Origin of the sequence: Micromonospora parva (assembly GCF_000718515.1) — a bacterium.
Classification (GTDB): domain Bacteria; phylum Actinomycetota; class Actinomycetes; order Mycobacteriales; family Micromonosporaceae; genus Micromonospora; species Micromonospora parva.
Map to the genome: position 1 here is coordinate 71,352 of NZ_JNZS01000017.1, position 21,626 is coordinate 92,977.

Below are 21,626 nucleotides of genomic sequence, written 5' to 3' on the forward strand. Positions count from 1 at the left end.
ACCCCGCGATCTTGCATCCCGCGATCTTGCACTTTCGGTGGTCGACATGCCAGGTTCATTCGGCTTTGTCGCCACCGAAAGTGCAAGATCGGCGGATTGAGGGGGCGCGCGGGGACGGGGCGGGGGTTAGGGGATGGGGAGGAGTTCTGGGGTTGGGGCTGGGGGGTCTGTGGGTGCGGGTGCCGGGGTGGGTCGCAGGAAGCGCGGGGCCCACCAGTTGGCGTCGCCGAGCATGGTCATCAATGCCGGCAGCACCACGCCCCGGATGATGGTGGCGTCCAGCAGGATCGCCGCCGCCAGACCGATGCCGAGCTGCTTCATGTCGATGGTGCTCAGCGTGGCGAAGATCGAGAACACTCCGACCATCACGATCGCCGCGCTGGTCACCACCCCGGCCGACGAGGTGATCCCGTACGACACGGCGTCACGGTTGGCCAGGCCGGAACGGACGCCCTCGCGAATCCGACTGACCACGAAGACGTGGTAGTCCATCGAGAGGCCGAACAGCACCACGAAGAGGAACAGCGGCAGCCAGGACACGATCGCGCCCATCGACGTGAAGCCCAGCAGCCCCTGCGCCCACTCGCCCTGGAAGACCAGCACCAGCAGGCCGTACGCGGCACCGGCGGAGAGCAGGTTCAGCGCGATCGAGCTGGCCGCGATGACCACCGACCGGAAGGTGAACGCCATGACCAGGAAGGTCAGCACCAGCACGAAGCCCATGACCAGCGGCAACTTGTCCCGCACGTGCTGTGCGTAGTCCTCGCTGTCGGCCACGCCCCCGCCCACCGCGTACTCGATGCCGGGGATGCCCCGCAGCTCGGCCGGGACCAGGTCGCCGCGCAGCTTCTCCAGCGACTGCACGGACCGGTCGTCGCGACTGGCGTACGGGGTCGGCACGTCCAGCACCGTGACCCGTCGGTCGGCCGACACCTCGATCTTCGGGCCGTCCGCCTCGGCCGGGGCGAACAGCGGATCGCCGGCCGCCCGGGCGGACAGGTCGGTGAGGGCGGCGTGTACCCGGTCGGCCTGGTCGGCGGGCGCCCGGACAGCCACCACGTGATTGGTCCCGGCGCTCGGGAAGGCCGCGGTGAGCCGGTCGTACGCCTGCATGGCCGGGGTCGTGCGGGGCAGGTCCTCCATGCCGGGGAACTTCAGTTTCATTCCGAGCGCCGGCGCGGCCAGCGCGAGCAGCAGCCCGACCGAGATGACAAGCGTCGCGACCGGCGCGCGCAGCGCGGGCCGGAGCACCGCGGGCCACAGCCGGGGCGCGCGGGGTTCACCGTGCCGGCCGGTGCGCGGCGCGGTGAGTCGCCAGAGCAGCGGCACCCGGGGCCGGTCCACCCAGCGGCCGAGTCGGGCCAGCAGCGCGGGCAGGACGGTCAGCGAACCGGTCACCGCGACGGCCACCACGAGGATCGAGCCGATGGCGAGGGACGAGAAGACCACGTCGCCGGCGAGCAGCAGCCCGGCCATCGAGATGATCACCGCGAAGCCGGAGACCACCACGGCGTGCCCGGAGGTCTCCGCGGCGATCTCCACCGCGTCCAGCCCGGACCGGCCCTTGGCGCGTTCCTCCCGCTCCCGACGGATGTAGAACAGCGAGTAGTCGACACCGACCGCCATGCCGATCAGCAGGATCACCGGTGCCGTGGTGTCGGTGGCCGGCACCAGGTGCGAGGCGAGGGTGGACAGACCCATCGCGGCGGCCACCGAGGAGAGCGCCAGCAGCACCGGCACGCTCGCCGCGATCAGCGCGCCGAACGCGATGATCAGGATCGCCAGGGTGACCGGCAGACTGAGCAGCTCGGCGCGCTTGAAGTCCTTGCCCAGGGTGTCGTCGAGGGCCTGACCGATCGACGGCCCGCCGACCTGCTCGACGCGCAGTTCGGGGTGCGCCGCCTGCACGGCTGCGGTGGCGTCCCGCAGCGGCTGCACCCGCTCCGAGGCGGTCTCCGGGTCGCCCGACATGGTGATCGGCAGCAACAGCGCCGAGCCGTCCCGCGCGGTGACCGGCTGGCCCACCCCGGCAACCCCGGCGACGGTACGCAGCCGGGCCGCCGCGTCGTCGGCCGCCGCCTTCGCCGCCGCCTGGTCCAGTGCACCACCGGTGGAGGTGATCAGGACGTTGTCCACGGCCGGGTCGGCGAAGTCACCGGCGTCCACGATCAGGCTGGCCCGTCCCGCCTCGCCGATCGCCTGGTCGCTGTTGGTGGCCTCGTTGAGTCCGGCGGCGTTGCCGCCGACGAAGCACACCGCCACGAACACGGCCCACAGTGCGATCGCCCGCCACGGGTGCTCGGCGCTCCACCGCGCCAGCCGCACCGTCACCGGTCTTCTGCCCATCTCGGATCCCCCTGTCACGTCAGCCCCCGGTCAACTGTGCTGACGCTAGGTGCGCGACGAGGCGGTCACATCGGGGATCGACCCCGGCCCACCCTGGAACCATCGGACCGGGAGCGGGGGTGCGTTCCGCGGGCGTCAGCCCGCGATCCGGGCGTACCCCGGGGTCCAGCCCGGAGCGACCCGCCGCGACCCGCCGGCGGCGCCCCGAGCGGGCTCCGGGTCATCCCCGAAGGGACCCCCGGGGCCGTGGCTGACAGCGCGGGCAGCTGTACGACGACCGGTTCATGAACGCTTCCCGGCGGATCGGCGCGCCGCACCGGCGGCACGGCTCGCCCTCGCGGCCGTAGGCGTTGAGCGCCCTGTCGAAGTAGCCACTCTCGCCGTTGACGTTGACGTAGAGGGCATCGAAGCTGGTGCCGCCCTCCTTGATCGCCTCGGCCAGCACGTCGCGGACGTGACCGAGCAGGCGCTGCGCGGCCGGAGCGGTCAGCGCGTCGGTGGGTCGGGTGCCGTGCAGCCGGGCGCGCCAGAGCGCCTCGTCGGCGTAGATGTTGCCCACCCCGGAGATCAGGGTCTGGTCGAGCAGGGCCCGCTTCACCTCGGTGTGCCGGCGGCGCAGCGCCGCGACGAACGCCGCGTCGGAGAACTCCGGGTCCATCGGGTCGCGGGCGATGTGTGCGATCTCGTCGGGCAACTCGGCGCCGCCCTCGCTCACCGAGAGCCCACCGAACGTGCGCTGGTCGACGAAGCGCAGCTCCGGGCCGTCGTCGCTGAACCGGAACCGGACCCGCAGGTGGGTCTCGTCCACTGTGCCGGGTGGCTGGAGCAGCAGCTGACCCGACATGCCGAGGTGCCCGACGATCGCGTCACCGCTGTCCAGTGGCAGCCACAGGTACTTACCGCGACGGCGGGCGTCCAGCACCGTCCGGCCGGCGAGCACGTCGGCGAAGTGCACGTCGCCGGGAGCGTGCCGGCGGACCGCACGCGGATGACGGACCTCGACCGAGGCGATCCGCCGGCCGACGACCCACTGGGCCACCCCCTGCCGGACGGTCTCCACCTCGGGCAGCTCAGGCACGCGCCGGCCCCGTCTCGTGGCCGTCGGCGCCCCCGGCCGGCAGCGCCTGCGCCAGGTGGTCGGCCTGCTCGGCCGAAGCGGCCCGCTCGGCACGCTCCAGCGGCCCGAACGGCTCACCCCGGTCGGCCGCGTCGTCCCGGTCGGTCGGCTGGTTCTGGCGGTCGCCGGCCCGACCATCCTGGCCGTCGTCGCCGTTCTGGTCGTTCTGCTCGGCGAGCGTGCGCCAGGCGGCCTCGGCGGCCCGCTGCTCGGCCTCCTTCTTGCTGCGCCCCTCCGCGCCGCCGTACCGGTTGCCGGCCACCACCACCCAGGCGGTGAACGTCTTGAGGTGATCCGGGCCGGTGCCCTCGATGCGGTACTCCGGCACGCCCAGCCCGAGCGCCGCCGTCAACTCCTGGAGACTGGTCTTCCAGTCCAGGGCGGCGCCGCGACCGGCCGACTCGGCCATCAGCGGGTCGAAGAGCCGGTGGATGACGATCCCCGTGGTGTCCAGGCCGTACTGCAGGTAGATCGCGCCGAGCAGCGCCTCCAGCGTGTCGGCGAGGATGCTCGCCTTGTCCCGGCCACCGGTCGTCTCCTCACCCTTGCCGAGCAGCAGGTACGCGCCGAGCCCTTCCGGGCCCAGACCGCGGGCCACGTCGGCGAGCGCCCGCATGTTGACCACGCTGGCCCGCAGCTTGGCGAGTTGCCCCTCGGGCAGATCCGGGTGGTTGTGGAAGAGCGCCGTGGTGATCACCACGCCGAGCACCGAGTCGCCGAGGAACTCCAGCCGCTCGTTGGTGGGCAGCCCGCCGTTCTCGTACGCGTACGACCGGTGGGTCAACGCGCGCTGGAGCAGCTCGGGTTCCAGGCTCACGCCGAAGGCGGCTTCCAGGTGACCGACGGACGCCCGCCGCCGCTTGTCGTTGCTCATGTGCGTACCTCGGTGTCGGTGGAGCGATCGGTGCGATTCGTCGCGGCGTTGCCGTCGAGCAACGCGGAGACCAGATCGGTGGCGCGCCGCCGCCACAGGTGGGCGGCGAGAGCTATGCCGGAGGCGACGTCGTCGGCGCGGGCGGACCCGTGGCAGACGACCACCGTCCCGACGACACCCAACAGGGCCGCCGCGCGGGGGGCGCCGCCCTGCGCGGGTGGGCCGCCGGCCATCGCGTACGCGCCCTCAATGGCCTTGAGCAGCACGTTACCGGTGAACCCGTCGGTGACGACGACATCGGCGCGCGCGCCGAGGGCCACGTCGAACCCCTCGACCAGACCGACGTAGCGCGCCCCACCGGGCAGCGGTTCGACGGCGAGCAGCGGGTCGGTGGCGCGGCGAACCCGGTCGCCCTTGCCGGCCTCGGTGCCGACCGAGAGCAGCCCGACCCGGGGCGCGGCGATCGAGTGGGCCACCGCCGCGTAGGCGGCGCCGAGCACGGCGTGCCGGGCGAGGGTGGCCGGGCGGGGTTCCAGGGAGCCGCCGACATCGAGCAACACGACCGGCCCCGCCACGGCGGGCAGGGTGGCCGCAAGCGCAGGTTGGCGGATCTCCGGTGACCGGCCGAGGCCGAGCACGGCTGCGGTGACTGTGGCACCGGTGGCGCCGGCGGAGACCAGGGCGTCGGCGGTCCCGTCCCGGACGGCGGTGACCGCGGCCCGGACGGTGCTCTCGGCGCGGGCGGCGCTGGGATGGTCGGCCATGCCGACGACATCGCGGACGGGCCGCACGGTGATCCGGGCGCGTTGCGCCGGATCGAGGGCGGCAATCAGCTCGTCGGCGACCTCGGTCGGACCGACGAGAAGCAGATGCAGGTCAGGGTCGGCGCGCATGGCCCGCAGAGCGCCGTCAACCACGACGGCGGGAGCGTCGTCCCCGCCGAGGAGGTCAACGGCGATCCGCGCGGCGCCCGGCTCCACCGGAACGCCGGCCGGGTTAGGCCGGCCGGCGTCGGAGGGAGCCGGAGCACCGGGCGAATGCCAGGATGCGCGCGCCGCCCGACCTGGGGTCGGGGGCGTCACTCGGCGTCCAGGTCAGACCTCGAGAACCTGGCGGCCGTTGTAGGTGCCGCAGACGGAGCAGGCGGCGTGCGGCAGCTTCGGGGACTTGCACTGCGGGCACGCAACGGTCGCGACCACGGTCGCCTTCCAGTTCGCCCGGCGGGACCGGGTGTTGCTGCGCGACATCTTGCGCTTCGGGACGGCCACGGTTCTTACTCCTCTGTAACGGTCAGTTGCGACAGGCCCGCCCAACGCGGGTCGATCTGCTGGTGACTGTGGTCGGCCGGCAGATCGTCCCAGTGCGCCCCACATTCGGGGCACAGTCCTGGGCAGTCCTCCCGGCAGAGCGGGTTGGTCGGCAGCGTGAGCACCAACGCGTCCCGCAGCGCCGGCTCCAGGTCGATCAGATCGCCCTGCATCCGGCCCACCTCGTCCTCGTCGGTCGTGGCGTCCGTGGTGCTGTCCTCGTACGCGTACAGCTCCTGGATCGTCACGGCCATCGAGTCGTTGATCTCGCGCAGACAACGGCCGCACTCGCCCCGGACGGGACCGGTGATGGTCCCGGAGACGAGCACGCCCTCGGACACCGACTGCAACCTCAGATCGAGGTCGAGGTCCGCGCCCTCCGGCACGCCGATCAACTCCACACCGAGGTCCGCCGGTGCCGGCACGACCCGCTGGACCTCACGCAACGCGCCAGGGCGACGCGGCAGGTCCCTCGTGTCGAGGACCAGCGGCGACCTGGGGTTGAGTGTCGATGGCGAGTGCTTGGGCATAGTTAGACTCCGGCCGGTGAGAGGCCGACAAAAAAGGTTACCTGGACGACCGCCGGACCGTCGAACCGGGGGCGACGCCCGCCTGAGAAGTCGGCTGGTGAGGTGCCGCTCAGAAGGGTAGCGGGCGTTCCGCCTCATCCCCAGCGAAGGTGCCGATCTCCCGCAGCGCGTGCATCTTGTCCCGGCCGCGCTCTATCGAGGCCAGCGCCCGGGTGAGGAACTGCTCGAAGTTGGCCAACGCGGTGTCGACGTAGTCGTCGACCTCCTCCCGCAGGCGCTGCGCCTCGGCGCGGGCCTCACCGATGATCCGGGCACCCTCGTGCTCGGCGGACACAGTGATCTCGTTCACCGAGACCAGGCGGGCGTGTTCTGCCTCACCCTCGCTGATGATCCGGTCCGCCTCGCGCTTGCCGGCTTCCATGATCTTGTCGCGCTCCTCCAGGAGGGCGGCGGCACGACGCAGGTCGGCGGGGAGATCGGCGCGCATCTCGTCGAGGGCAGCGATCATCTCACCCCGGTCGACCATGCAGTTGTTGCGCGACATCGGGACGGAGCGGGCCTGCTCCAGGATGGCGATCAGTTCGTCGATGCGATCGAGCGGGTCCACCGGCTACCTCACTCCTGTCGTTCGTCGGCCGACCTCCATGATGCGGGCTACGGCCGTTCCCCGCGCCACCAATCATGTCGTGCCCGCCCCACCGCCGCCCCACTCACCCCATCCCGGCGAGTCGCGACATAGTCACCCGCCGCGTCCCCACCCTCGGCGTCGATCTTGCACTTCCTGTTGCGTCAAATCGCCTCAGAAGGAGCGATCCGGGAACCATAAGTGCAAGATCGCGGGAAGTGAGGGGGTCGGACAGGGCCGCGTGGTGCGGGATCGGCTCAGCGGCGGGGGCCCAGACGGGCCTGGAGCGCTTCGCGGACCGGGTCGGGGACGTGGGCGGAGATGTCGCCACCCCACTTGGCCACGTCCTTGACCAGGCTCGACGACAGGAACGAGTAGAGCGGATTGGTCGGCATGAAGAGCGTCTCCACGCCAGCCAGACCGATGTTCATCTGGGCCATCTGCAACTCGTAGTCGAAGTCGCTGACCGCCCGCAGACCCTTGATCAGCACGCTCGCCTGCTGGGCCCGGCAGAAGTCCACCAGCAGCCCGCGGAACGACTCGACCCGCACGTTGCCGTACGACGAGGTCACCTCGCGGAGCATCTCGATGCGCTCCTCGACGGTGAACAGGCCACTCTTCGACTGATTCACCAGCACACCGACGATGACCTCATCGAAGAGCCGACTGGCCCGCCCGATGATGTCGAGGTGTCCGTTGGTGACCGGGTCGAACGAACCGGGACACACCGCACGTCTCATGATCGGCGACCGTACCAAAGGGTGGTCTCGCCGTAACGGCGGCTGCGCTCGGCGGTGATCCCCTCCACCCAGTCGAACTCCCTGGTGCGGCGGGACCGCTCGACCACCACCAACGCGTCGGGCGCCAGCCAGCCGCCGTCGACGAGCGCGGCCAACATCGCGGTGATCTCCTCGTCCGGCACCGCGTACGGCGGGTCGGCGAAGACCACGTCGTACGGCTCCCCGTCCGGCCCGGCGGCCAGCACCGTCGCCACCTTGCCGGTGACCAGACGGGCCGCCGGGCCGGCGCGCAGGGCCGCGACGTTCTCCCGGATCACCCGGGCCGCCCGCGGGTCGGACTCGACGAGCAGCACGTGCCGGGCGCCCCGGGAGAGCGCCTCCAGCCCGACCGCGCCGGAGCCGGCGTACAGGTCGGCGAAGCGGGCGCCGTCGAGATCGACGTCGGCCTGGACGGCGCTGAACAGCGCCTCCCGGACCCGGTCCGAGGTGGGTCGGGTGCCGGCGCCGGGGGGCGCGGCAATCCGCCGGCCACCGAGCGTCCCGGCCACGATCCGGGTCACCGTTTCCTCCTGCTCATGCCCGCGACGCTACGCGATGCGACGCGGGCCCGGTCAGCACGGCGCGGATCCGGGGAGCCGGCCAGCCGGCGACGACGCGGCGCGACTGAGCAGCCACGCAAGCCCGGAATCCACAGTGCAGCAGCGGCGCGAGGACGGTCCCCAGTGATCGGACGGACACCTTCGGTTCATCAAAGATCACGAATCGACTACATTGCCGGATGGCAATGATCTGAACTCCCCTCATTAACCACCCATCAGTACAGTCTCCCCCTGTCCCCGCTTTCGCCGCGGGAACACCACCGCGTCGCGACGCCCCGGTGAGCAGGTGACTCCCCGGTCACCACGTCTCCCGGCCTCCCGCCACGCGATCCGTACCCCCCTCACCAGGAGCAGGCGTGAACCCTCCCAAGTCTCCGTTCCGGCGCGTCGCGGCCATCGCCGCGGGTGCGCTGATCGGCCTCGCCGGCGTCGGCACCCTCGCGAGCCCCGCGAGCGCCCACCACCCCGAGCCCTCCGGCACCTACTGCCTGACCTCCGACGGTCAGGTCAAGGTGACCTGGACGGTCGGCAACAGCGAGAACATCGACGCGACCATCACCAAGCTCGAGTCGACCGTCCCGGGTGACTTCACCGGCGACCTGGCGAAGGACGCCACCCTGCCGGCGAAGGGCCAAGGTTTCCTCACCGGCACCCAGGCGCACACCTTCGACACGAAGCGGCCGACGGTCGAGCTGACCGTCGAGGCGCGATGGGTGCGTACCGACCGGATCGTGACCGAGTCGCGGACCGTCGCCGCCGAGCCGAAGGGCACCTGCGCGGCAGAGACCACGCCGCCGGCGAGCACCCCGACCCCCAGCGCACCGGCGACCCCCACGCCGACCCCCACCACCGCCTCTCCGTCGCCGAGCCAGCCGCCGGCCCAGAGCCCGACCCCGACCCCGCCGGCCACCCCGGCTCCGGCGGAGCCGGTCGGCTCGGTCGAGTCGACCTGCGACAAGCTCACCTTCACGATCGAGAACCCCGCCGACGGTGAGACCGTCACGCTCACCCTGACCCCGAACAAGGGCGAGGTGAAGACGCTCGTCGTGAAGCCGGGCGAGACCGGTTCCGTCTCCTTCGACGCGACCGAGGGTCTCGTCGTGACGCCGGCCGCCGAGGGCCTGGACGACACCGCGCCGATCGCGTGGGAGAAGCCGGCCGACTGCACCCCGGGTCAGGGTGGCGGCGACAAGGACGAGCCGGCTCTGCCGCTGACCGGTGCCGCGACCGGCGGCATCATCGCCGGCGCCGTGGTGCTGCTCGCCGCCGGTGCCGCCCTGTTCGTGGTGGCCCGCCGTCGTCGGGTTCGCTTCACCGCCTGAGACAACCCGCTCTGACACCTGAGGGCGCGTCGACCACCCGGTCGGCGCGCCCTCAGCCATGTAGTGGCCTGCCTGATCGACTCGACATCATGGAAACCGGGGTATCCCTGTCGACGGGATACCCCGGCTTCATGAAACTGGAGTGGATCACGGCGGCGCGTGATCAGCCCTTTTCCAGGTACTCCGCGCGGTCCTCGTCGACAAGTGCGGCCACCGAGGCGGCCAGCGCCGGATTGCGGGTCAGCTCCGGGTCGTCCTCGATCAGGGTGATCGCCTCGGCGCGGGCCTCGCGGATCAGGTCGGCGTCGCGTCGCAGCGACAGCAACCGCAGGTGCGAGCGGTGCCCGGACTGGGTGGCACCCAACACGTCGCCCTCGCGGCGCTGCTCCAGATCAAGCTCGGCGAGCTTGAAACCGTCGCTCGTGGACGCCACCGCGTCCAGCCGCTCCCGCGCCGACGAGCCCTCCGGCGCCTCGCTGACCAGCAGGCAGAGCCCGGCGGCGGCACCCCGGCCGACCCGGCCCCGCAACTGGTGCAACTGGGAGACACCGAACCGGTCGGCGTCCAGCACGATCATCACCGTCGCGTTCGGCACGTCCACGCCGACCTCGATCACTGTGGTCGCCACCAGCACGTCCAGGTCGCCGGCCGCGAAGGACCGCATCACCGCGTCCTTCTCGTCGGCCGGCAGCCGACCGTGCAGCACCCCGATCCGCAGGCCGTGCAGTGGACCCTCGGCCAGCAGCGGGGCCACCTCGGTCACCGCCAGCGGCGCCCGCCGGCCGTTGTCGTCCTCGGGTGGCGGTTCCTCCTCGGCGCCAGGGCCGTCCCCGATGCGCGGACACACCACGTACGCCTGGTGCCCGGCGGTCACCTCCTCGCGCAGCCGCCGCCAGGCCCGGTCCAGATAGGCCGGTTTCTCGGCGGCCGGCACCACGTGCGAGGCGATCGGCGACCGCCCCCGGGGCAGCTGGGAAAGCGTGGAGACCTCCAGGTCGCCGTAGACCGTCATCGCCACGGTGCGCGGGATCGGGGTCGCCGTCATCACCAGCACGTGCGGCGGCTGGTCGGCCTTGGCCCGCAGCGCGTCGCGCTGCTCCACGCCGAAGCGGTGCTGCTCGTCGACGACCACCAGGCCCAGGTCGGCGAAGTCGACCCCCTCGTAGAGCAGGGCGTGGGTGCCGAGCACGATGCCGGTCGCGCCGCTGGCCACCTCGCCGAGCGCCCGGCGGCGGGCCGCCGCGCCCAGCGAGCCGGTGACCAGCTCGACCCGGGTGGCGTGCTCGGCGGCGCCCAACTCGCCGGCCCGACCGAGCGGCCCGAGCAGGTCGAGCATGCCGCGGTGGTGCTGGGCGGCCAGCACCTCGGTGGGCGCCAGAAGCGCGGCCTGTCCGCCCGCGTCGACCACCTGGAGCATCGCCCGCAGCGCCACCACCGTCTTGCCCGAGCCCACCTCGCCCTGCAACAGGCGGTGCATGGGGTGCCCGGCGGCCAGGTCCGCCGCGATCTCCACGCCCACCTCGCGCTGGCCCGCCGTCAGCTCGTACGGGAGTCGGGCGTCGAAGGCTTCCAGCAGCCCGCCCGGGCGTGCCGGGCGGGGCCGGGCCGGCCAGTCGGCCGCCCGGTGCTTGCGCTGCACCAGGGTCACCTGGACGGCGAAGGCCTCGTCCCACTTGAGTCGCCGCCGCGCCTGGTGCAGCGCCTCCTTGCTGGACGGCCGGTGGATCTCGCTCAACGCGGCGCCCAACCCGACCAGCTTGCGACCGGCCCGCACAGCGCTCGGCAGTGGGTCGTCCGGCGGGGTGAACGTGTCCAGCACGACGCGCACGCAGCGCGCGATCACCCAGGTCGGCACGGCAGCGGCGGCCGGGTAGACGGGGATGAGCGCCCCGGCGAACTCCTCGATGTCGTCGTTGGCCGCCGCCTCGCCGTCGCCACCCTCGCCGAGCAGGACGTACTCCGGGCCGTTGAGCTGCCGTTTGCCCCGGAACTCGGTGACCTTGCCGGCGAACAGCCCCCACCGGCCGGGGCGCAGCTCCCGCTCGCGCCACGCCTGGTTGCCGAAGAAGGTCAACGTCAGCACCCCGCCGGAGCCGTCGCCGACGGTCACCTCCAGCAGGTTGCCCCGCCGCTGACGCATCGGGCGCACCGCGGTGCGCTGCACCTGAGCCAGCACGGTGACCTGCTCACCGACGTCCAGCGAGCGGATGTCGGTGTGCTCACCACGCTCGTCGTAGCGACGCGGGAAGTGGTAGACCAGGTCACCCGCGGTGTGCAGGTCGAGGTGTGCGGCCAGCGCCTTGGCTGTCTTCTCCCCGACCAGCTTCTTCAGCGGAGTGTCCACAGTGGCTGGTTCGCTCATTCGATCCCTACCAGGAGCGGATAAAACGGCTGGCCGCCCGGGTACGCGTGCACCTCGACGAACGGCCAGCGTCGCGCGACGTGCGCGCGGACGGCATCGGTGAGCCCGGCCGGCGCGTCCGCCCCGGCCAGCAGGGTGACCATCTCGCCACCACCGCCGAGCATCCGGTCGACCACCGCCGCGCAGGTGTCGGTGAGGTCGGTGCCGATCAGGTGCACCTCCCCCTCCACCAGCGCCAGCACGTCACCGGGACGGCACGGGCCGGCCACTGTCAGCGCCTCCCGGCTGGCGTGGCAGACCTCGGCGTAGCGGCAGGCGCCCGCCGCCTCGGCCATCGCGATCACGTCGTCCTCGAAGCGGCGGTCGCCGTCGCGGACCGCGAGGGCGGCCAACGCCTGCACGGGCGAGCGGGTCGGCACCACGCTCACCTTGATGCCGAAGCGGTGGGCCTCGCGGGCCGCCGCGCTCGCCACCGCCTCGGTGTTGGCGTCGTTGGGCAGCACCACCACCCGGGCCGCGCCGGTGCTGCGCACGGCGTCGAGCAACTCACCGGTGGACGGGTTGCCCGGCACCACTGTGGCCCCCTCAGCGGCGAACAGCTCGGCGATGCCGCCACCGGTGGCCACCACCACCGCGGCCCGGCCGGTCACCGCCGGGCCGGCGGGCGGCTCCGGCTGGTCGGCGAAACGGGTCACCGAGATCCGGTACGGGCGGCCGGCAGCGACCCCGGCCTCGACCGCCGCGCCCACGTCGTTGACGTGCACGTGGACGTTCCAGGTGCCCTCCGGCTCACGCCCGTCGCCGACGACGACGAGCGAATCCCCCAACGCGTCCAGGGCCCGGCGCAACCCGGCGACCGCCTCGGCTCGGGCATCGAGCAGGAACTGCACCTCGTACGCGTACTCGTCGGAACCGGTCTCGCGGGCGACGGTGGCCGCCGGGCGGGCGGCGCGCGGCGGTGGCGCGGGCCGGGCCGTGCTCTCCCCGGTCAGCACCTCGACCAGGGCGTCGAGCAGCACGCAGAGCCCTCGGCCCCCGGCGTCGACAACGCCCGCGCGGGCCAGCGCCGGCAGCTGCTCCGGGGTCCGGGCGAGCGCCTCGGCCGCCGCCCGGGCCGCGACGCCGGCCACCGCCGGCAGGTCGTCGCTGTCCGCGCCCTCGGCCGCCGCGGCGGCGGCCGCGACAACGGTGAGCAGTGTGCCCTCGACCGGCCGGGAGACCGCCGTGTACGCGGCGGCGGTGCCGGAGCGCAACGCGGCGGCCAACTCCCGGCCGCGCACCGCCGGCATCCCGGCGACCTGGTCGGCGAAACCCCGCAGGATCTGCGAGAGGATGACCCCGGAGTTGCCCCGCGCGCCCAGCAGCGCGCCCTGGGCCATCAGCCGCAGCGCGTGCCCGTGCGCGGTCGGCCCGCTGTCGGGCAGGGTGTCCAGATCCATGGCGAGGGCCTGCTGTGCCGAGGTGAGGGTGAGCACCAGGTTGGTGCCGGTGTCGCCGTCGGGCACCGGATAGACGTTGAGCTGGTCGATCTCGCCCTGGTGACGCTTCAGTGCGGCCAACCCGCCCGCACACCAGCGGCGGACCGCGGCGGCGTCGAGGGTGTCCAGCACGGGCAGAAGCCTACTGGCGCACACCGACACCCGTCGGACTCGTCCGGCGTGTCCGCCGTGCCCCGGGTCGGCACTGGCCACGGCGGGGACGGACCGCTCCGGTAGCCTTGCCGCCGGGCCGGCCCACCGTCGGGCGGACGGGCCCACGACCAGGCGTGAGCCGGGGCACGGGCGAGCGCCGGACCGGGCCGGTTGGCCGGGTCGGCGAGTCATCGGGTAACCTGACCAGGTTGCCCGGGCAGCACCTGCCGGCGACCTCATGAACGTATCAATCCCAGGAGTATCCCGTGGCTAGCGTGTGCGACGTCTGTGGCAAGGGACCGGGCTTCGGCCACAACGTGTCCCACTCGCACCGGCGGACCAACCGCCGCTGGAACCCGAACATCCAGTCGGTGCGTACCCCGGCCGGTGGCGGCAACACCAAGAAGTTGCAGGTCTGCACCTCGTGCATCAAGGCCGGCAAGGTCACCCGCGCCTGACGCGGTAGCACCCACCTTCTCGTTCGGCTCAGCCGGCGGACCCCGAGGGTCCGCCGGCTGAGTCGTGTGCGCGGCAGCCACCGCGCACCGCGCCGGCCCGGCCAGGCACGCCGAGGCCCGGCCCGCGGGTCAGAGGGTGCGGCCGAAGGAGATGCAGCCCTCCGCGTCCTTGTAGAAGCCGAAGTTCGGGATCCGCTCGTACCCGGCGGAGCCGTACATGGCGATCGCCTCGGGCTGCTTGTCGCCGCACTCCAGGACCACCCGCTTGCGGTAGTGCTCGCGGGCGGAGCGCTCGACGGCCGCCAACACCGCGCGGGCCACCCCCCGCCCCCGCGTCGCCGGCACCGTGTACATCCGCTTCAGCTCCGCGGTGTCCTCGCCGTGGCTACGCCAGCCACCGCAGCCGACCGGCTCACCGGCGAGGTAGGCGACGAGGAACGCGCCATCGGGCGGCTCGAACTCGGCCGCGTCCACCGGGGTGTCGTCGCCGGTGCCGCCGTAGCGGGCACCGAGGTCGGCCAGGGCGGCCTGGATCAGGTGCTGTGCCACCGGTGCGTCGAACCGCACCACCCGGATCTCGATCTCACTCACGGTGTCCAGCGTACGGCGGCGCCCGGGTTTCAGCGGAAGTGGTCCCAGCCGGCCGGGCCGTCGTAGCCGACCCCGTCGACGGTCACGCCGGCACCGTCCGTGACCAGGCCGATCGGCCGCCAGCCCGGCGGCAGCGGCACCGCCGGGGGGAAGGTAGCGGCCAGCGCGTGGTCGTCGCCACCGGCGAGGATCCAGGTGTACGGGTCGACGCCGAGTGCCTGCGCCGCGTCGGCCATCTGCCGGGGCACCTCGAACCCGTCCCGGCGTACGTCGATGGCCACCCCGCTGGCCGCCGCGATGTGCCCGAGGTCGGCGAGGAGCCCGTCCGAGATGTCGATCATGGAGGTGGCGCCGGACCGGGCGGCCTGCGGGCCGGCCTGGTAGGGCACCTGTGGCCGCCGGTACGCCTCGACCAGCAGCCTCGGGGTGCGGAACCCCCGGGTCAGCACTGTCAACCCGGCTGCCGCGTACCCGGTGCGCCCGGCCAGGGCGAGCACGTCCCCGGGTCGGGCGCCGGAGCGCAGCACGGGTGGGTGGCCCGCCAGGTCGCCCAGCGCGGTGACCGCGACGGTCAGGGTGGGGCTGGCCGACATGTCGCCGCCGACCACGCTCGCGCCGACCGTCGCCGCCTCCGCCGCCAGCCCGTCGGCCAGCTCCTCCGCCCAGCCGGTGTCCAGGTCCGCCGGCATGCAGAGCGCGACCAGCAGGGCGGTCGGCGTGGCACCCATCGCCGCGATGTCGGCCAGGTTGGCCGCCGCCGCCCGGTGCCCGACGTCGCGGGCCGAGGACCAGTCCCGCCGGAAGTGCCGCCCGTCGACCAGCACGTCCGTGGACGCCGCCACCCGGCCGTCCGGCGCGGCCACCACCGCCGCGTCGTCGCCCGGGCCGAGCAGGGTCGTCGGCCCGTACGACAGCCGGGCGGTGATCTTCCCGATCAGCCCGAACTCCCCGATCCCGGACACGCCGACGCCACCGCGGGCGTCGCGCCCGTGCTGCCCGGCTCCGCCGTGCTCGCTCACCGCTGCTCCTTGACCACCGATAGGGATCAGACCTGGTCCGTAAGGTAGTTTCACCCTTCGGGCCGCTCCCGGGCGGCGACGGACGGAGGTCGAGTCGTGGTACAGGCGTACATCCTCATCCAGACCGAGGTCGGCCGCGCACGTGACGTGGCGGGTCTCATCGCGGACATCTCCGGCGTGGTTCGCGTCGACGCCGTCACCGGGCCGTACGACGTGGTCGTCCTCACCGAGGCGAACACCGTCGACGAGCTCGGCAAACTCATCGTCAGCAAGGTGCAGATGGTGCCCGGCATCACCCGCACCCTCACGTGTTCGGTGGTGCGGCTGTAAGTGGACGAGTTGACATCATCCTCCTCCGCGGTGGACGACGACGGTGCGCGCGACGCGACCGACGGCACGTCCGGGCCGGCTGACGGTAACGGTGAGCCGACCGATCCCGCCGCCGCCGCGCCGGCCGGCCGCGATCGGACCATGCGGGGCGCTGCCCTGCTGGCCACGGTGATAGCCCTGCCGATCACGCTGCTGGTGGCCGTGTTGGCCTTCAACAAGCTCAGCCCGGACACTCCGGCCGCCGCGCCGAGCCCCTCGGCGACCACCGCCCGGGTGCAGTCCACCGCCCCGGTGGAGATGGCCGCCCCGGCGCTGGCCGCCCGCCCGGCCACGGTCTGCCGGGCGCTGCTGTCCCAGCTCCCGGCGAGCATCCGCGACCTGGCCCAGCGGCCGGTCACCGCCGGCCCGGAGCAGAACGCCGCGTACGGCGACCCCGCGCTCACCGTGGCCTGCGGCGGCACCGAGCCGACCTTCGCCAGCACCGACGAGGTCTGGACGGTCAACGGGGTCTGCTGGCACCTTGCCGAACAGGCCGACGACGCGGTGCTCTCCACTGTCGACCGGGAGACGCTGATCACGGTGCGCGTCCCGGGGGCGTACGAGCAGCCGTTGCAGTGGTTGCCGGCGATCTCCAGCACGATCGTGGCGAGTGTGCCCTCCGGCGGGGCCATCCCGTCCGGCTGCCAGCGCTGAGCACGAACCGACCCCGCCCGCACCGGCTGAGCCGCGCGGGCGGGGTCGGACGGTTCAGTGCAGGCCGACGCCGCGCCGCTGGGCGGTACGGATCAGGCGGTTGACCAGCTTCGGGTACTCCAGGCCGGAGGCCGCCCACATCCGCGGGAACATCGACGTCGGGGTGAAACCGGGCATCGTGTTGATCTCGTTGAGGTAGACGTCCAGCTCGGGAGTGACGAAGAAGTCGGCGCGGGCCAGACCGGCGCAGTCCAGTGCGGTGAACGCGCGGACCGCGTACTCCTGCACCTGACGGGTCACCTTGTCCGGCAGATTGGCCGGAATGTCGTACTCGCAGGAGTCGTCGAGGTACTTCGCCTCGAAGTCGTAGAAGTCGTGGTCGGCGACGACCCGCACCTCGGCCAGCACTGACGCCTCGGGCGCGCCACCGGCCTCGCCCTCCAGCACCCCGCACTCGATCTCGCGGCCGACGATCGCGGCTTCGATGATGACCTTCGGGTCGAACTGCCGGGCGGCGGCGACCGCCGCGTCCAGCTGCGCCCAGTCGGTGACCTTGTTGACGCCGAACGACGACCCGGCCCGGGACGGCTTGACGAAGACCGGCAGGCCGAGCCGCTCCTTGTCCTGCTCGCTGAGGGTCATCCCGTTGCGCAGCACGGCGTACGAGCCGACCGGGATGCCCTCGACGGCGCAGAGCTTCTTGGTGAACTCCTTGTCCATAGCGGCGGCGGAGGCGAACACGTTCGCCCCGACGTAGGGGATGCCGGCCATCTCCAGCATTCCCTGGATGGTGCCGTCCTCGCCGTACGTGCCGTGCAGCACCGGGAAGACCACGTCCACGTCGGCGAGCGCCCGGGGGCCCTCGGTCGGGTCGAGCACCATCAGGCCGTTGCCGGTGGGGTCGGCGCGCAGCACGATGTCGTCGCCGGAGTCGGCGGTGATCTCGGGGAGCTGACGGGCGTTGATCGCGAGCTGGGCGGGATCGCCGTTGGTCAGCACCCACTGGCCGGCCCGGGTGATGCCCACCGGCACCACCTCGAACTCGTCCGGGTCGAGTGCGCCGAACACGCTGCCGGCGCTGACACAGGAGATGCCGTGCTCCGGGCTGCGGCCGCCGAAGACGATCGCCACGCGGGTCTTGCCTGGGGTGGTCACTCCGGTCACCTCTTCGTACGCGACTGCGGCTGGTCGTGCTCGCCGGTGGCGCTCACCCGGTTGACCTTACTGTGCGTGGCGGAAGGGCGAGGCGATACCCGGCGAGCCACGGCACGACACGGCAACTGGTCATCAGAGGATATACGGTGCGTAACCGGGAGGTAGCGCTGTCGCAGGCCGCTGACCTGGGTCTGCGCTCAGTCCCGGGAGTGCCGGCGACCGACCGCTATCACCTTCACCCGCTGCCGGCCGGCCCGCACCATGCCCAGCGCCATGAACGCGCCGGCGATGCGGTCGGCGGCCTCCCGGCTGCTGGCCCCGACGACCTGCCGGCGCCGCTCCGGCGCGACCCGCTCGTTGCGGTTGACGCCCTCGACCGGGCGCACGTCGGTGAGCACCACGAGGAAACGGGTCATCGCGCGCCGACCGAGGGTACGGCGGGGGGCTCCGGGCGGGTTCGCACGTCGTCTCCTTCCGGCAGGCCGGGATGGCGGGGCGGCACGCGACGATCGGGTACGGGGGAGAAACCCGATCGCCGCGCGCCCCATCCCCTCCGGTCGCTCACCACCACCGTCGCCACGACAACCGGCGGTGAGGACGCCATAACAGATTGACACGTGTACAGCCGTGAATGCAACTCTCATCGACGTTGTCTCATGCAGACGTTCCCGCAAATGTGTGCGACCATCGATGCATGGCCCCGAAGACCGCCCGCGCCCGCCGGCTCGGCATCGCCCTGCGCCACCACCGGGAAGCCGCCGGGCTGACGCTGGAGACCGCGGCGGATGAGATCAACAGCACCCGCAGCACCCTCTCCCGGTACGAGAACGCCCAGACCCTGATCAGCCCGGCCACCGTGCGCGCCCTGCTCACGTCGTACGGGGTGAGCGCCGAGGAGGTGGCCGCGGCGGTGCAGCTGGCCAAGGACGCCCGCAAGCCGGGCTGGTGGGTGTCGTACTCGTACCTGCTGGACCCCCGCACCATCGACTTCATCGCGCTGGAGGCCGAGGCGACAGCCATCGCCAACTTCGAGCCCTCGGTGGTGCCCGGCCTGTTGCAGACCGCTGACTACATCCGTGGCGTGATGCGCGGCGGGCCGCACACCCTCGGCGACGACCTGGTCGAGCAACGGGTCAAGATCCGGCTCGACCGGCAACAGCGGCTCACCGCCGACCAGCCGCCCATCCTCGACGCGATCATCGACGAGGGCGCGCTGCTGCGCCCGGTCGGTGAGCAGTCGGTGATGAACGGGCAACTACGGCACCTGGTCAAGATGGCCGAGTTGCCGAACATCACCGTCCAGGTGATCCCGCTCTCCGCCGGCTACCACCGGGGCACCCGGGGTTCCCTGCACATCCTGGAGTTCGCCGACCCGGAGGACCCGATCATCGCGTCGGTGGAAACCGTCGCAGGTCAGATGATCCTCGACCGCGCCGGTGAGACGCGTACCTGCACCAAGATCATGGAGCATCTCCGTAGCGTGGCGCTCAGCCCGGCGGACAGCCGCGAGATGCTCCTGTCAGTCCTGAAGGGACGGTAGGACCGATGACACCGATGATCACAGCGGCGTTGGCCGCGGCGGCCTGGCGCAAGAGCAGCCGCAGCGGCGACGAGGGCGCCTGCGTGGAGGTTGCCGCGATACCGAGGCTGGTGGCCGTCCGCGACTCCAAGGACCCGGCCGGCCCGGCGCTGCTGTTCCCCACGGCGGCCTGGGCCGCCTTCGCCCAGGCGCCACCCCAGCGCTGACCAGACGTGCCTGAGCCGGCGTGGGTCGAGGGCCCGCGCCGGCTTCAGGCAACCAGCGGGCGGGGCTCCGGAGCGGCGCGCAGCGCCTCCAGCGCGGCGATCGCGACGCCCCGGGCGCCGGCCATGTCCCGGTCCGGCACCAACGCGAAAGTGGCCACCGCCGCCTGCTCCTCACGGAGCACCGTGTGCTCGCGGACCGTCGCCAGGAACCAGTCCCGGAACTCCGGCGCCGCCTCGACCACGCCACCGCCGACGAAGTACGCGTGCGGGTCGGTGAAGTTCGCCGCCACCGTGAACAGCCGTCCCAACGCCATCGCCTGCTGGGTGAACAGGTCCCGCGCGAGGGCGTCTCCCCGTTCGCCGTAACCGCGCACCAGCTTGGCCGCCCGGGCCACCGGCTCGGCGACGAGCGGATGGTCGGGGTACCGGGTCAGCCAGTACGGCAGCAGGTTGCGTTCGATGCCGGTCAACGAGGCGACGCTCTCCACATCACCGGTGAAGCCGCAGGCGCAGGTGGGGTCCGGCTGGCCCGGGCCGAGCAGCCCGCTCAGCGGGATGTGCACGTGGCCCAGTTCCCCCGCCATGCCTGCCGCACCGGCGATCACCCGACCGCTCTCGACCACCCCGCCACCCAGGCCGGTGCCGACGATCGCGGACACCGACGAACGGCTCATCGCCTCGGCACCGAAGTAGACGTGGTGGGCGTAGAGCGCTGCCGCGTTGCCGTCGTTGTGGTAGATCACCGGCAGGCCGAGCCGTCGCTCCAACGCACCCCGCACGTCGAAGCCGCGCCAGGCCGGTTGGGAGAAGTTGGTGGAGCCCCGCGAGGAGATGACACCCTCGGCGCTGGCCGGACCCGGAGTGTCCAGCCCGACCGCCCGGACCAGGTCACGCGGCACGCCGGTCTGCGCCAGGGCGCCGTCCAGCGCCCGGGCCAACGCCTCGATCGCCGCCTCCGGCCCGGCCCCCACCTCGCTGGGGATCTCCAACAGCCCGTCCACCAGGAAGCGACCGTCCACCGTCAGCACGGTGGCGTTGTTGCTGGTGCCGCCGTTGTCCAACCCGACGACCACCGGCACCCCTGCGCTGCCCACCGAAACCGCCTCCCGCCGTCATGAGTGTGAGCCGAGGCTAGTGCCAACCCCTCTCCCCCGCCACGCCCCGCCCCGCCCTCCCCGCGATCTTGCACTTACTGTCCCGACATAAGGTCCATTCGGCTCGTAACGTCAACCGAAACTGCAAGATCGCCGGGGTATGGGGGTGGGGACTCAGGGGCGGCGGGCCGTTAGGGCGGTGGCGTCCCGGGTCTCGTCCTGGTGGACGGTGGGGATCAGGCCGGCTTTCTGGAATGACTCGCAGAGGGCGTCCACCTGGGTCGTACCGACCTCGACCACCAGGTGGCCGCCGGGGGCCAGCCAGTCGGCCGCGTCGCTGCCCACCCGACGCAGCACGGAGAGCCCGTCCGGGCCGCCGTCGAGCGCCACCGGGGCCTCGTGCAGTCGTGCCTCCGGCGGCATCAGCGCCACCGCGTCCGTCGGCACGTACGGGGCGTTGGCGACCACCAGGTCGAGCCGGCCCCGCCACCGCCGGGGCAGCGGATCGAACAGGTCGCCCTCGTACACCTCGGCGTTCAGCCCGACGACGTTGCGGCGGGCACAGGCCACGGCCGTCGGGTCGATGTCGGCGGCGGCCAGCCAGCGCGGCGCGAGCCGGTGCGCCAGCGCGACAGTGGTGGCCCCGGAGCCGCAGCAGAGGTCGACCACGGCCGGCGCCGGACCGGTCACCTCGGCCGCCGCCTCGACCAGCAGGGCGGTGCGGGCACGCGGGACGAAGACGCCCTCGTCGACGGCGATCCGCAGGCCGCAGAACTCCGCCCAGCCGAGCAGATACTCCAACGGTTCGCCGGCCACCCGGCGGGCGGTCAGGTCGGCCAGCGCCGCCGGGGTGTCCGCCGCGGCCAGCAGCAGGTCTGCCTCGTCCTCGGCGTACACGCAGCCGGCGGTGCGCAGCCGGCGCACGAGGGCAGGACGGTCGGTGGGGAACGGTGGTGCCATGGGACTCCTCCGGGAAACGCTCGCCGGCGCTCCCGTGGCCGCTATCGCGGCAGGAACACGGAAGGAAGGGCCGGTCCTGTCTGTGCGCGGATCGGACTCACCTCCTCCGGTCGGGGCCGCCGGTGCG

General features: G+C 72.6%; 23 protein-coding genes. 6 read left to right on the forward strand and 17 right to left on the reverse strand.

The features are described 5' to 3' along the window. Positions 1–126: 126 nt before the first annotated feature. The 9 genes from IF22_RS0122905 to rsmD all read right to left on the reverse strand — a co-directional run bounded on the left by IF22_RS0122905 (position 127) and on the right by rsmD (position 8,099). Positions 127–2,346 carry an MMPL family transporter gene (locus tag IF22_RS0122905; RefSeq protein ID WP_030335276.1) on the reverse strand — a complete coding sequence of 740 codons (2,220 nt, stop codon included), beginning with the start codon at positions 2,344–2,346 and terminating at the stop codon, positions 127–129. 220 nt (positions 2,347–2,566) lie between these two features. Beyond that, positions 2,567–3,424 carry a bifunctional DNA-formamidopyrimidine glycosylase/DNA-(apurinic or apyrimidinic site) lyase gene (mutM, locus tag IF22_RS0122910; protein WP_030335278.1) on the reverse strand — a complete coding sequence of 286 codons (858 nt, stop codon included), beginning with the start codon at positions 3,422–3,424 and terminating at the stop codon, positions 2,567–2,569. Beyond that, positions 3,417–4,337: a ribonuclease III gene (gene rnc, locus IF22_RS33330; protein WP_030335280.1), complete on the reverse strand. Its 921-nt coding sequence runs from the start codon at positions 4,335–4,337 to the stop codon at positions 3,417–3,419. The genes mutM and rnc overlap by 8 nt, the downstream gene beginning before the upstream one ends. Further along, entirely contained in the window at positions 4,334–5,317 is a 984-nt protein-coding gene (locus tag IF22_RS0122920; RefSeq protein ID WP_030335282.1) for a fatty acid synthesis plsX protein, read from the reverse strand. The genes rnc and IF22_RS0122920 overlap by 4 nt, the downstream gene beginning before the upstream one ends. A 114-nt stretch (positions 5,318–5,431) precedes the next feature. Further along, positions 5,432–5,605: a 50S ribosomal protein L32 gene (rpmF, locus tag IF22_RS0122925; RefSeq protein WP_030335284.1), complete on the reverse strand. Its 174-nt coding sequence runs from the start codon at positions 5,603–5,605 to the stop codon at positions 5,432–5,434. A gap of 5 nt (positions 5,606–5,610) precedes the next feature. Continuing rightward, positions 5,611–6,174, reverse strand: coding sequence for a YceD family protein (locus tag IF22_RS0122930; protein WP_030335285.1), 564 nt, complete (start codon positions 6,172–6,174; stop codon positions 5,611–5,613). 109 nt (positions 6,175–6,283) lie between these two features. Then, positions 6,284–6,781: an SPFH domain-containing protein gene (locus tag IF22_RS0122935; protein WP_030335287.1), complete on the reverse strand. Its 498-nt coding sequence runs from the start codon at positions 6,779–6,781 to the stop codon at positions 6,284–6,286. 275 nt (positions 6,782–7,056) lie between these two features. Further along, positions 7,057–7,539, reverse strand: a complete 483-nt coding sequence (gene coaD, locus IF22_RS0122940) for a pantetheine-phosphate adenylyltransferase (RefSeq protein ID WP_030335289.1) — start codon at positions 7,537–7,539, stop codon at positions 7,057–7,059. After that, the gene (rsmD, locus tag IF22_RS0122945) at positions 7,536–8,099 is read right to left on the reverse strand and encodes a 16S rRNA (guanine(966)-N(2))-methyltransferase RsmD (RefSeq protein WP_030335291.1); all 564 of its coding nucleotides are present in this window, start codon (positions 8,097–8,099) and stop codon (positions 7,536–7,538) included. The genes coaD and rsmD overlap by 4 nt, the downstream gene beginning before the upstream one ends. Positions 8,100–8,494: 395 nt before the next feature. On the opposite strand from rsmD, the gene IF22_RS0122950 reads away from it, so the two are divergent. Then, a complete protein-coding gene (locus IF22_RS0122950) occupies positions 8,495–9,460 on the forward strand; it encodes an LPXTG cell wall anchor domain-containing protein (RefSeq protein ID WP_030335292.1) in 966 nt (321 codons plus the stop codon). A gap of 163 nt (positions 9,461–9,623) precedes the next feature. On the opposite strand, the gene recG is transcribed toward IF22_RS0122950, so the two are convergent. Further along, a complete protein-coding gene (gene recG, locus IF22_RS0122955; RefSeq protein ID WP_030335295.1) occupies positions 9,624–11,822 on the reverse strand; it encodes an ATP-dependent DNA helicase RecG in 2,199 nt (732 codons plus the stop codon). Beyond that, complete coding sequence (locus IF22_RS0122960) at positions 11,819–13,432, reverse strand: DAK2 domain-containing protein (protein ID WP_030335297.1); 1,614 nt, start codon at positions 13,430–13,432, stop codon at positions 11,819–11,821. The genes recG and IF22_RS0122960 overlap by 4 nt, the downstream gene beginning before the upstream one ends. Before the next feature lie 287 nt (positions 13,433–13,719). Here IF22_RS0122960 and rpmB point away from each other — a divergent pair, with 287 nt between their 5' ends. Next, positions 13,720–13,911 carry a 50S ribosomal protein L28 gene (gene rpmB / locus IF22_RS0122965; RefSeq protein ID WP_007456456.1) on the forward strand — a complete coding sequence of 64 codons (192 nt, stop codon included), beginning with the start codon at positions 13,720–13,722 and terminating at the stop codon, positions 13,909–13,911. A gap of 129 nt (positions 13,912–14,040) precedes the next feature. Here rpmB and IF22_RS0122970 read toward each other — a convergent pair whose 3' ends face one another. Continuing rightward, positions 14,041–14,502: a GNAT family N-acetyltransferase gene (locus IF22_RS0122970; RefSeq protein WP_030335299.1), complete on the reverse strand. Its 462-nt coding sequence runs from the start codon at positions 14,500–14,502 to the stop codon at positions 14,041–14,043. 29 nt (positions 14,503–14,531) lie between these two features. Next, positions 14,532–15,521, reverse strand: coding sequence for a thiamine-phosphate kinase (locus tag IF22_RS0122975; protein ID WP_051708724.1), 990 nt, complete (start codon positions 15,519–15,521; stop codon positions 14,532–14,534). 96 nt (positions 15,522–15,617) lie between these two features. Here IF22_RS0122975 and IF22_RS0122980 point away from each other — a divergent pair, with 96 nt between their 5' ends. Together IF22_RS0122980 and IF22_RS0122985 are read left to right on the forward strand one after the other, a co-directional pair. Beyond that, entirely contained in the window at positions 15,618–15,851 is a 234-nt protein-coding gene (locus IF22_RS0122980; RefSeq protein WP_030335303.1) for an Lrp/AsnC ligand binding domain-containing protein, read from the forward strand. Between the two features lie 30 nt (positions 15,852–15,881). Continuing rightward, on the forward strand, positions 15,882–16,544 hold the full coding sequence (locus tag IF22_RS0122985; protein WP_051708725.1) for a DUF3515 family protein: 663 nt from the start codon (positions 15,882–15,884) through the stop codon (positions 16,542–16,544). Positions 16,545–16,598: 54 nt separating this feature from the next. Here the strand turns inward: IF22_RS0122985 and IF22_RS0122990 are convergent, their stop codons facing one another. Both IF22_RS0122990 and IF22_RS0122995 read right to left on the reverse strand, forming a co-directional pair. Next, positions 16,599–17,699: a D-alanine--D-alanine ligase family protein gene (locus IF22_RS0122990; protein ID WP_030335307.1), complete on the reverse strand. Its 1,101-nt coding sequence runs from the start codon at positions 17,697–17,699 to the stop codon at positions 16,599–16,601. A gap of 197 nt (positions 17,700–17,896) precedes the next feature. Further along, positions 17,897–18,115, reverse strand: a complete 219-nt coding sequence (locus tag IF22_RS0122995; RefSeq protein WP_030335309.1) for a hypothetical protein — start codon at positions 18,113–18,115, stop codon at positions 17,897–17,899. A 278-nt stretch (positions 18,116–18,393) separates the two neighbouring features. On the opposite strand from IF22_RS0122995, the gene IF22_RS0123000 reads away from it, so the two are divergent. Then, positions 18,394–19,239, forward strand: coding sequence for a helix-turn-helix domain-containing protein (locus IF22_RS0123000; protein WP_030335311.1), 846 nt, complete (start codon positions 18,394–18,396; stop codon positions 19,237–19,239). 5 nt (positions 19,240–19,244) lie between these two features. Continuing rightward, complete coding sequence (locus IF22_RS0123005; RefSeq protein WP_030335312.1) at positions 19,245–19,445, forward strand: DUF397 domain-containing protein; 201 nt, start codon at positions 19,245–19,247, stop codon at positions 19,443–19,445. Between the two features lie 44 nt (positions 19,446–19,489). On the opposite strand, the gene IF22_RS0123010 is transcribed toward IF22_RS0123005, so the two are convergent. Both IF22_RS0123010 and IF22_RS0123015 read right to left on the reverse strand, forming a co-directional pair. Continuing rightward, positions 19,490–20,539, reverse strand: coding sequence for an ROK family protein (locus tag IF22_RS0123010; RefSeq protein ID WP_030335314.1), 1,050 nt, complete (start codon positions 20,537–20,539; stop codon positions 19,490–19,492). A 174-nt stretch (positions 20,540–20,713) separates the two neighbouring features. Continuing rightward, entirely contained in the window at positions 20,714–21,499 is a 786-nt protein-coding gene (locus IF22_RS0123015) for a putative protein N(5)-glutamine methyltransferase (protein ID WP_030335316.1), read from the reverse strand. Positions 21,500–21,626 lie beyond the last annotated feature (127 nt).

Excerpts from the sequence above, each read along its gene's own strand:
- IF22_RS0122905 (WP_030335276.1), bottom strand. The coding sequence starts at position 2,346 with ATGGGCAGAAGACCGGTGACGGTGCGGCTGGCGCGGTGGAGCGCCGAG.
- rnc (WP_030335280.1), bottom strand. The coding sequence starts at position 4,337 with ATGAGCAACGACAAGCGGCGGCGGGCGTCCGTCGGTCACCTGGAAGCC.
- IF22_RS0122930 (WP_030335285.1), bottom strand. The coding sequence starts at position 6,174 with ATGCCCAAGCACTCGCCATCGACACTCAACCCCAGGTCGCCGCTGGTC.
- coaD (WP_030335289.1), bottom strand. The coding sequence starts at position 7,539 with ATGAGACGTGCGGTGTGTCCCGGTTCGTTCGACCCGGTCACCAACGGA.
- recG (WP_030335295.1), bottom strand. The coding sequence starts at position 11,822 with ATGAGCGAACCAGCCACTGTGGACACTCCGCTGAAGAAGCTGGTCGGG.
- IF22_RS0122995 (WP_030335309.1), bottom strand. The coding sequence starts at position 18,115 with ATGACCCGTTTCCTCGTGGTGCTCACCGACGTGCGCCCGGTCGAGGGC.
- IF22_RS0123000 (WP_030335311.1), top strand. The coding sequence starts at position 18,394 with ATGGCCCCGAAGACCGCCCGCGCCCGCCGGCTCGGCATCGCCCTGCGC.
- IF22_RS0123005 (WP_030335312.1), top strand. The coding sequence starts at position 19,245 with ATGACACCGATGATCACAGCGGCGTTGGCCGCGGCGGCCTGGCGCAAG.
- IF22_RS0123015 (WP_030335316.1), bottom strand. The coding sequence starts at position 21,499 with ATGGCACCACCGTTCCCCACCGACCGTCCTGCCCTCGTGCGCCGGCTG.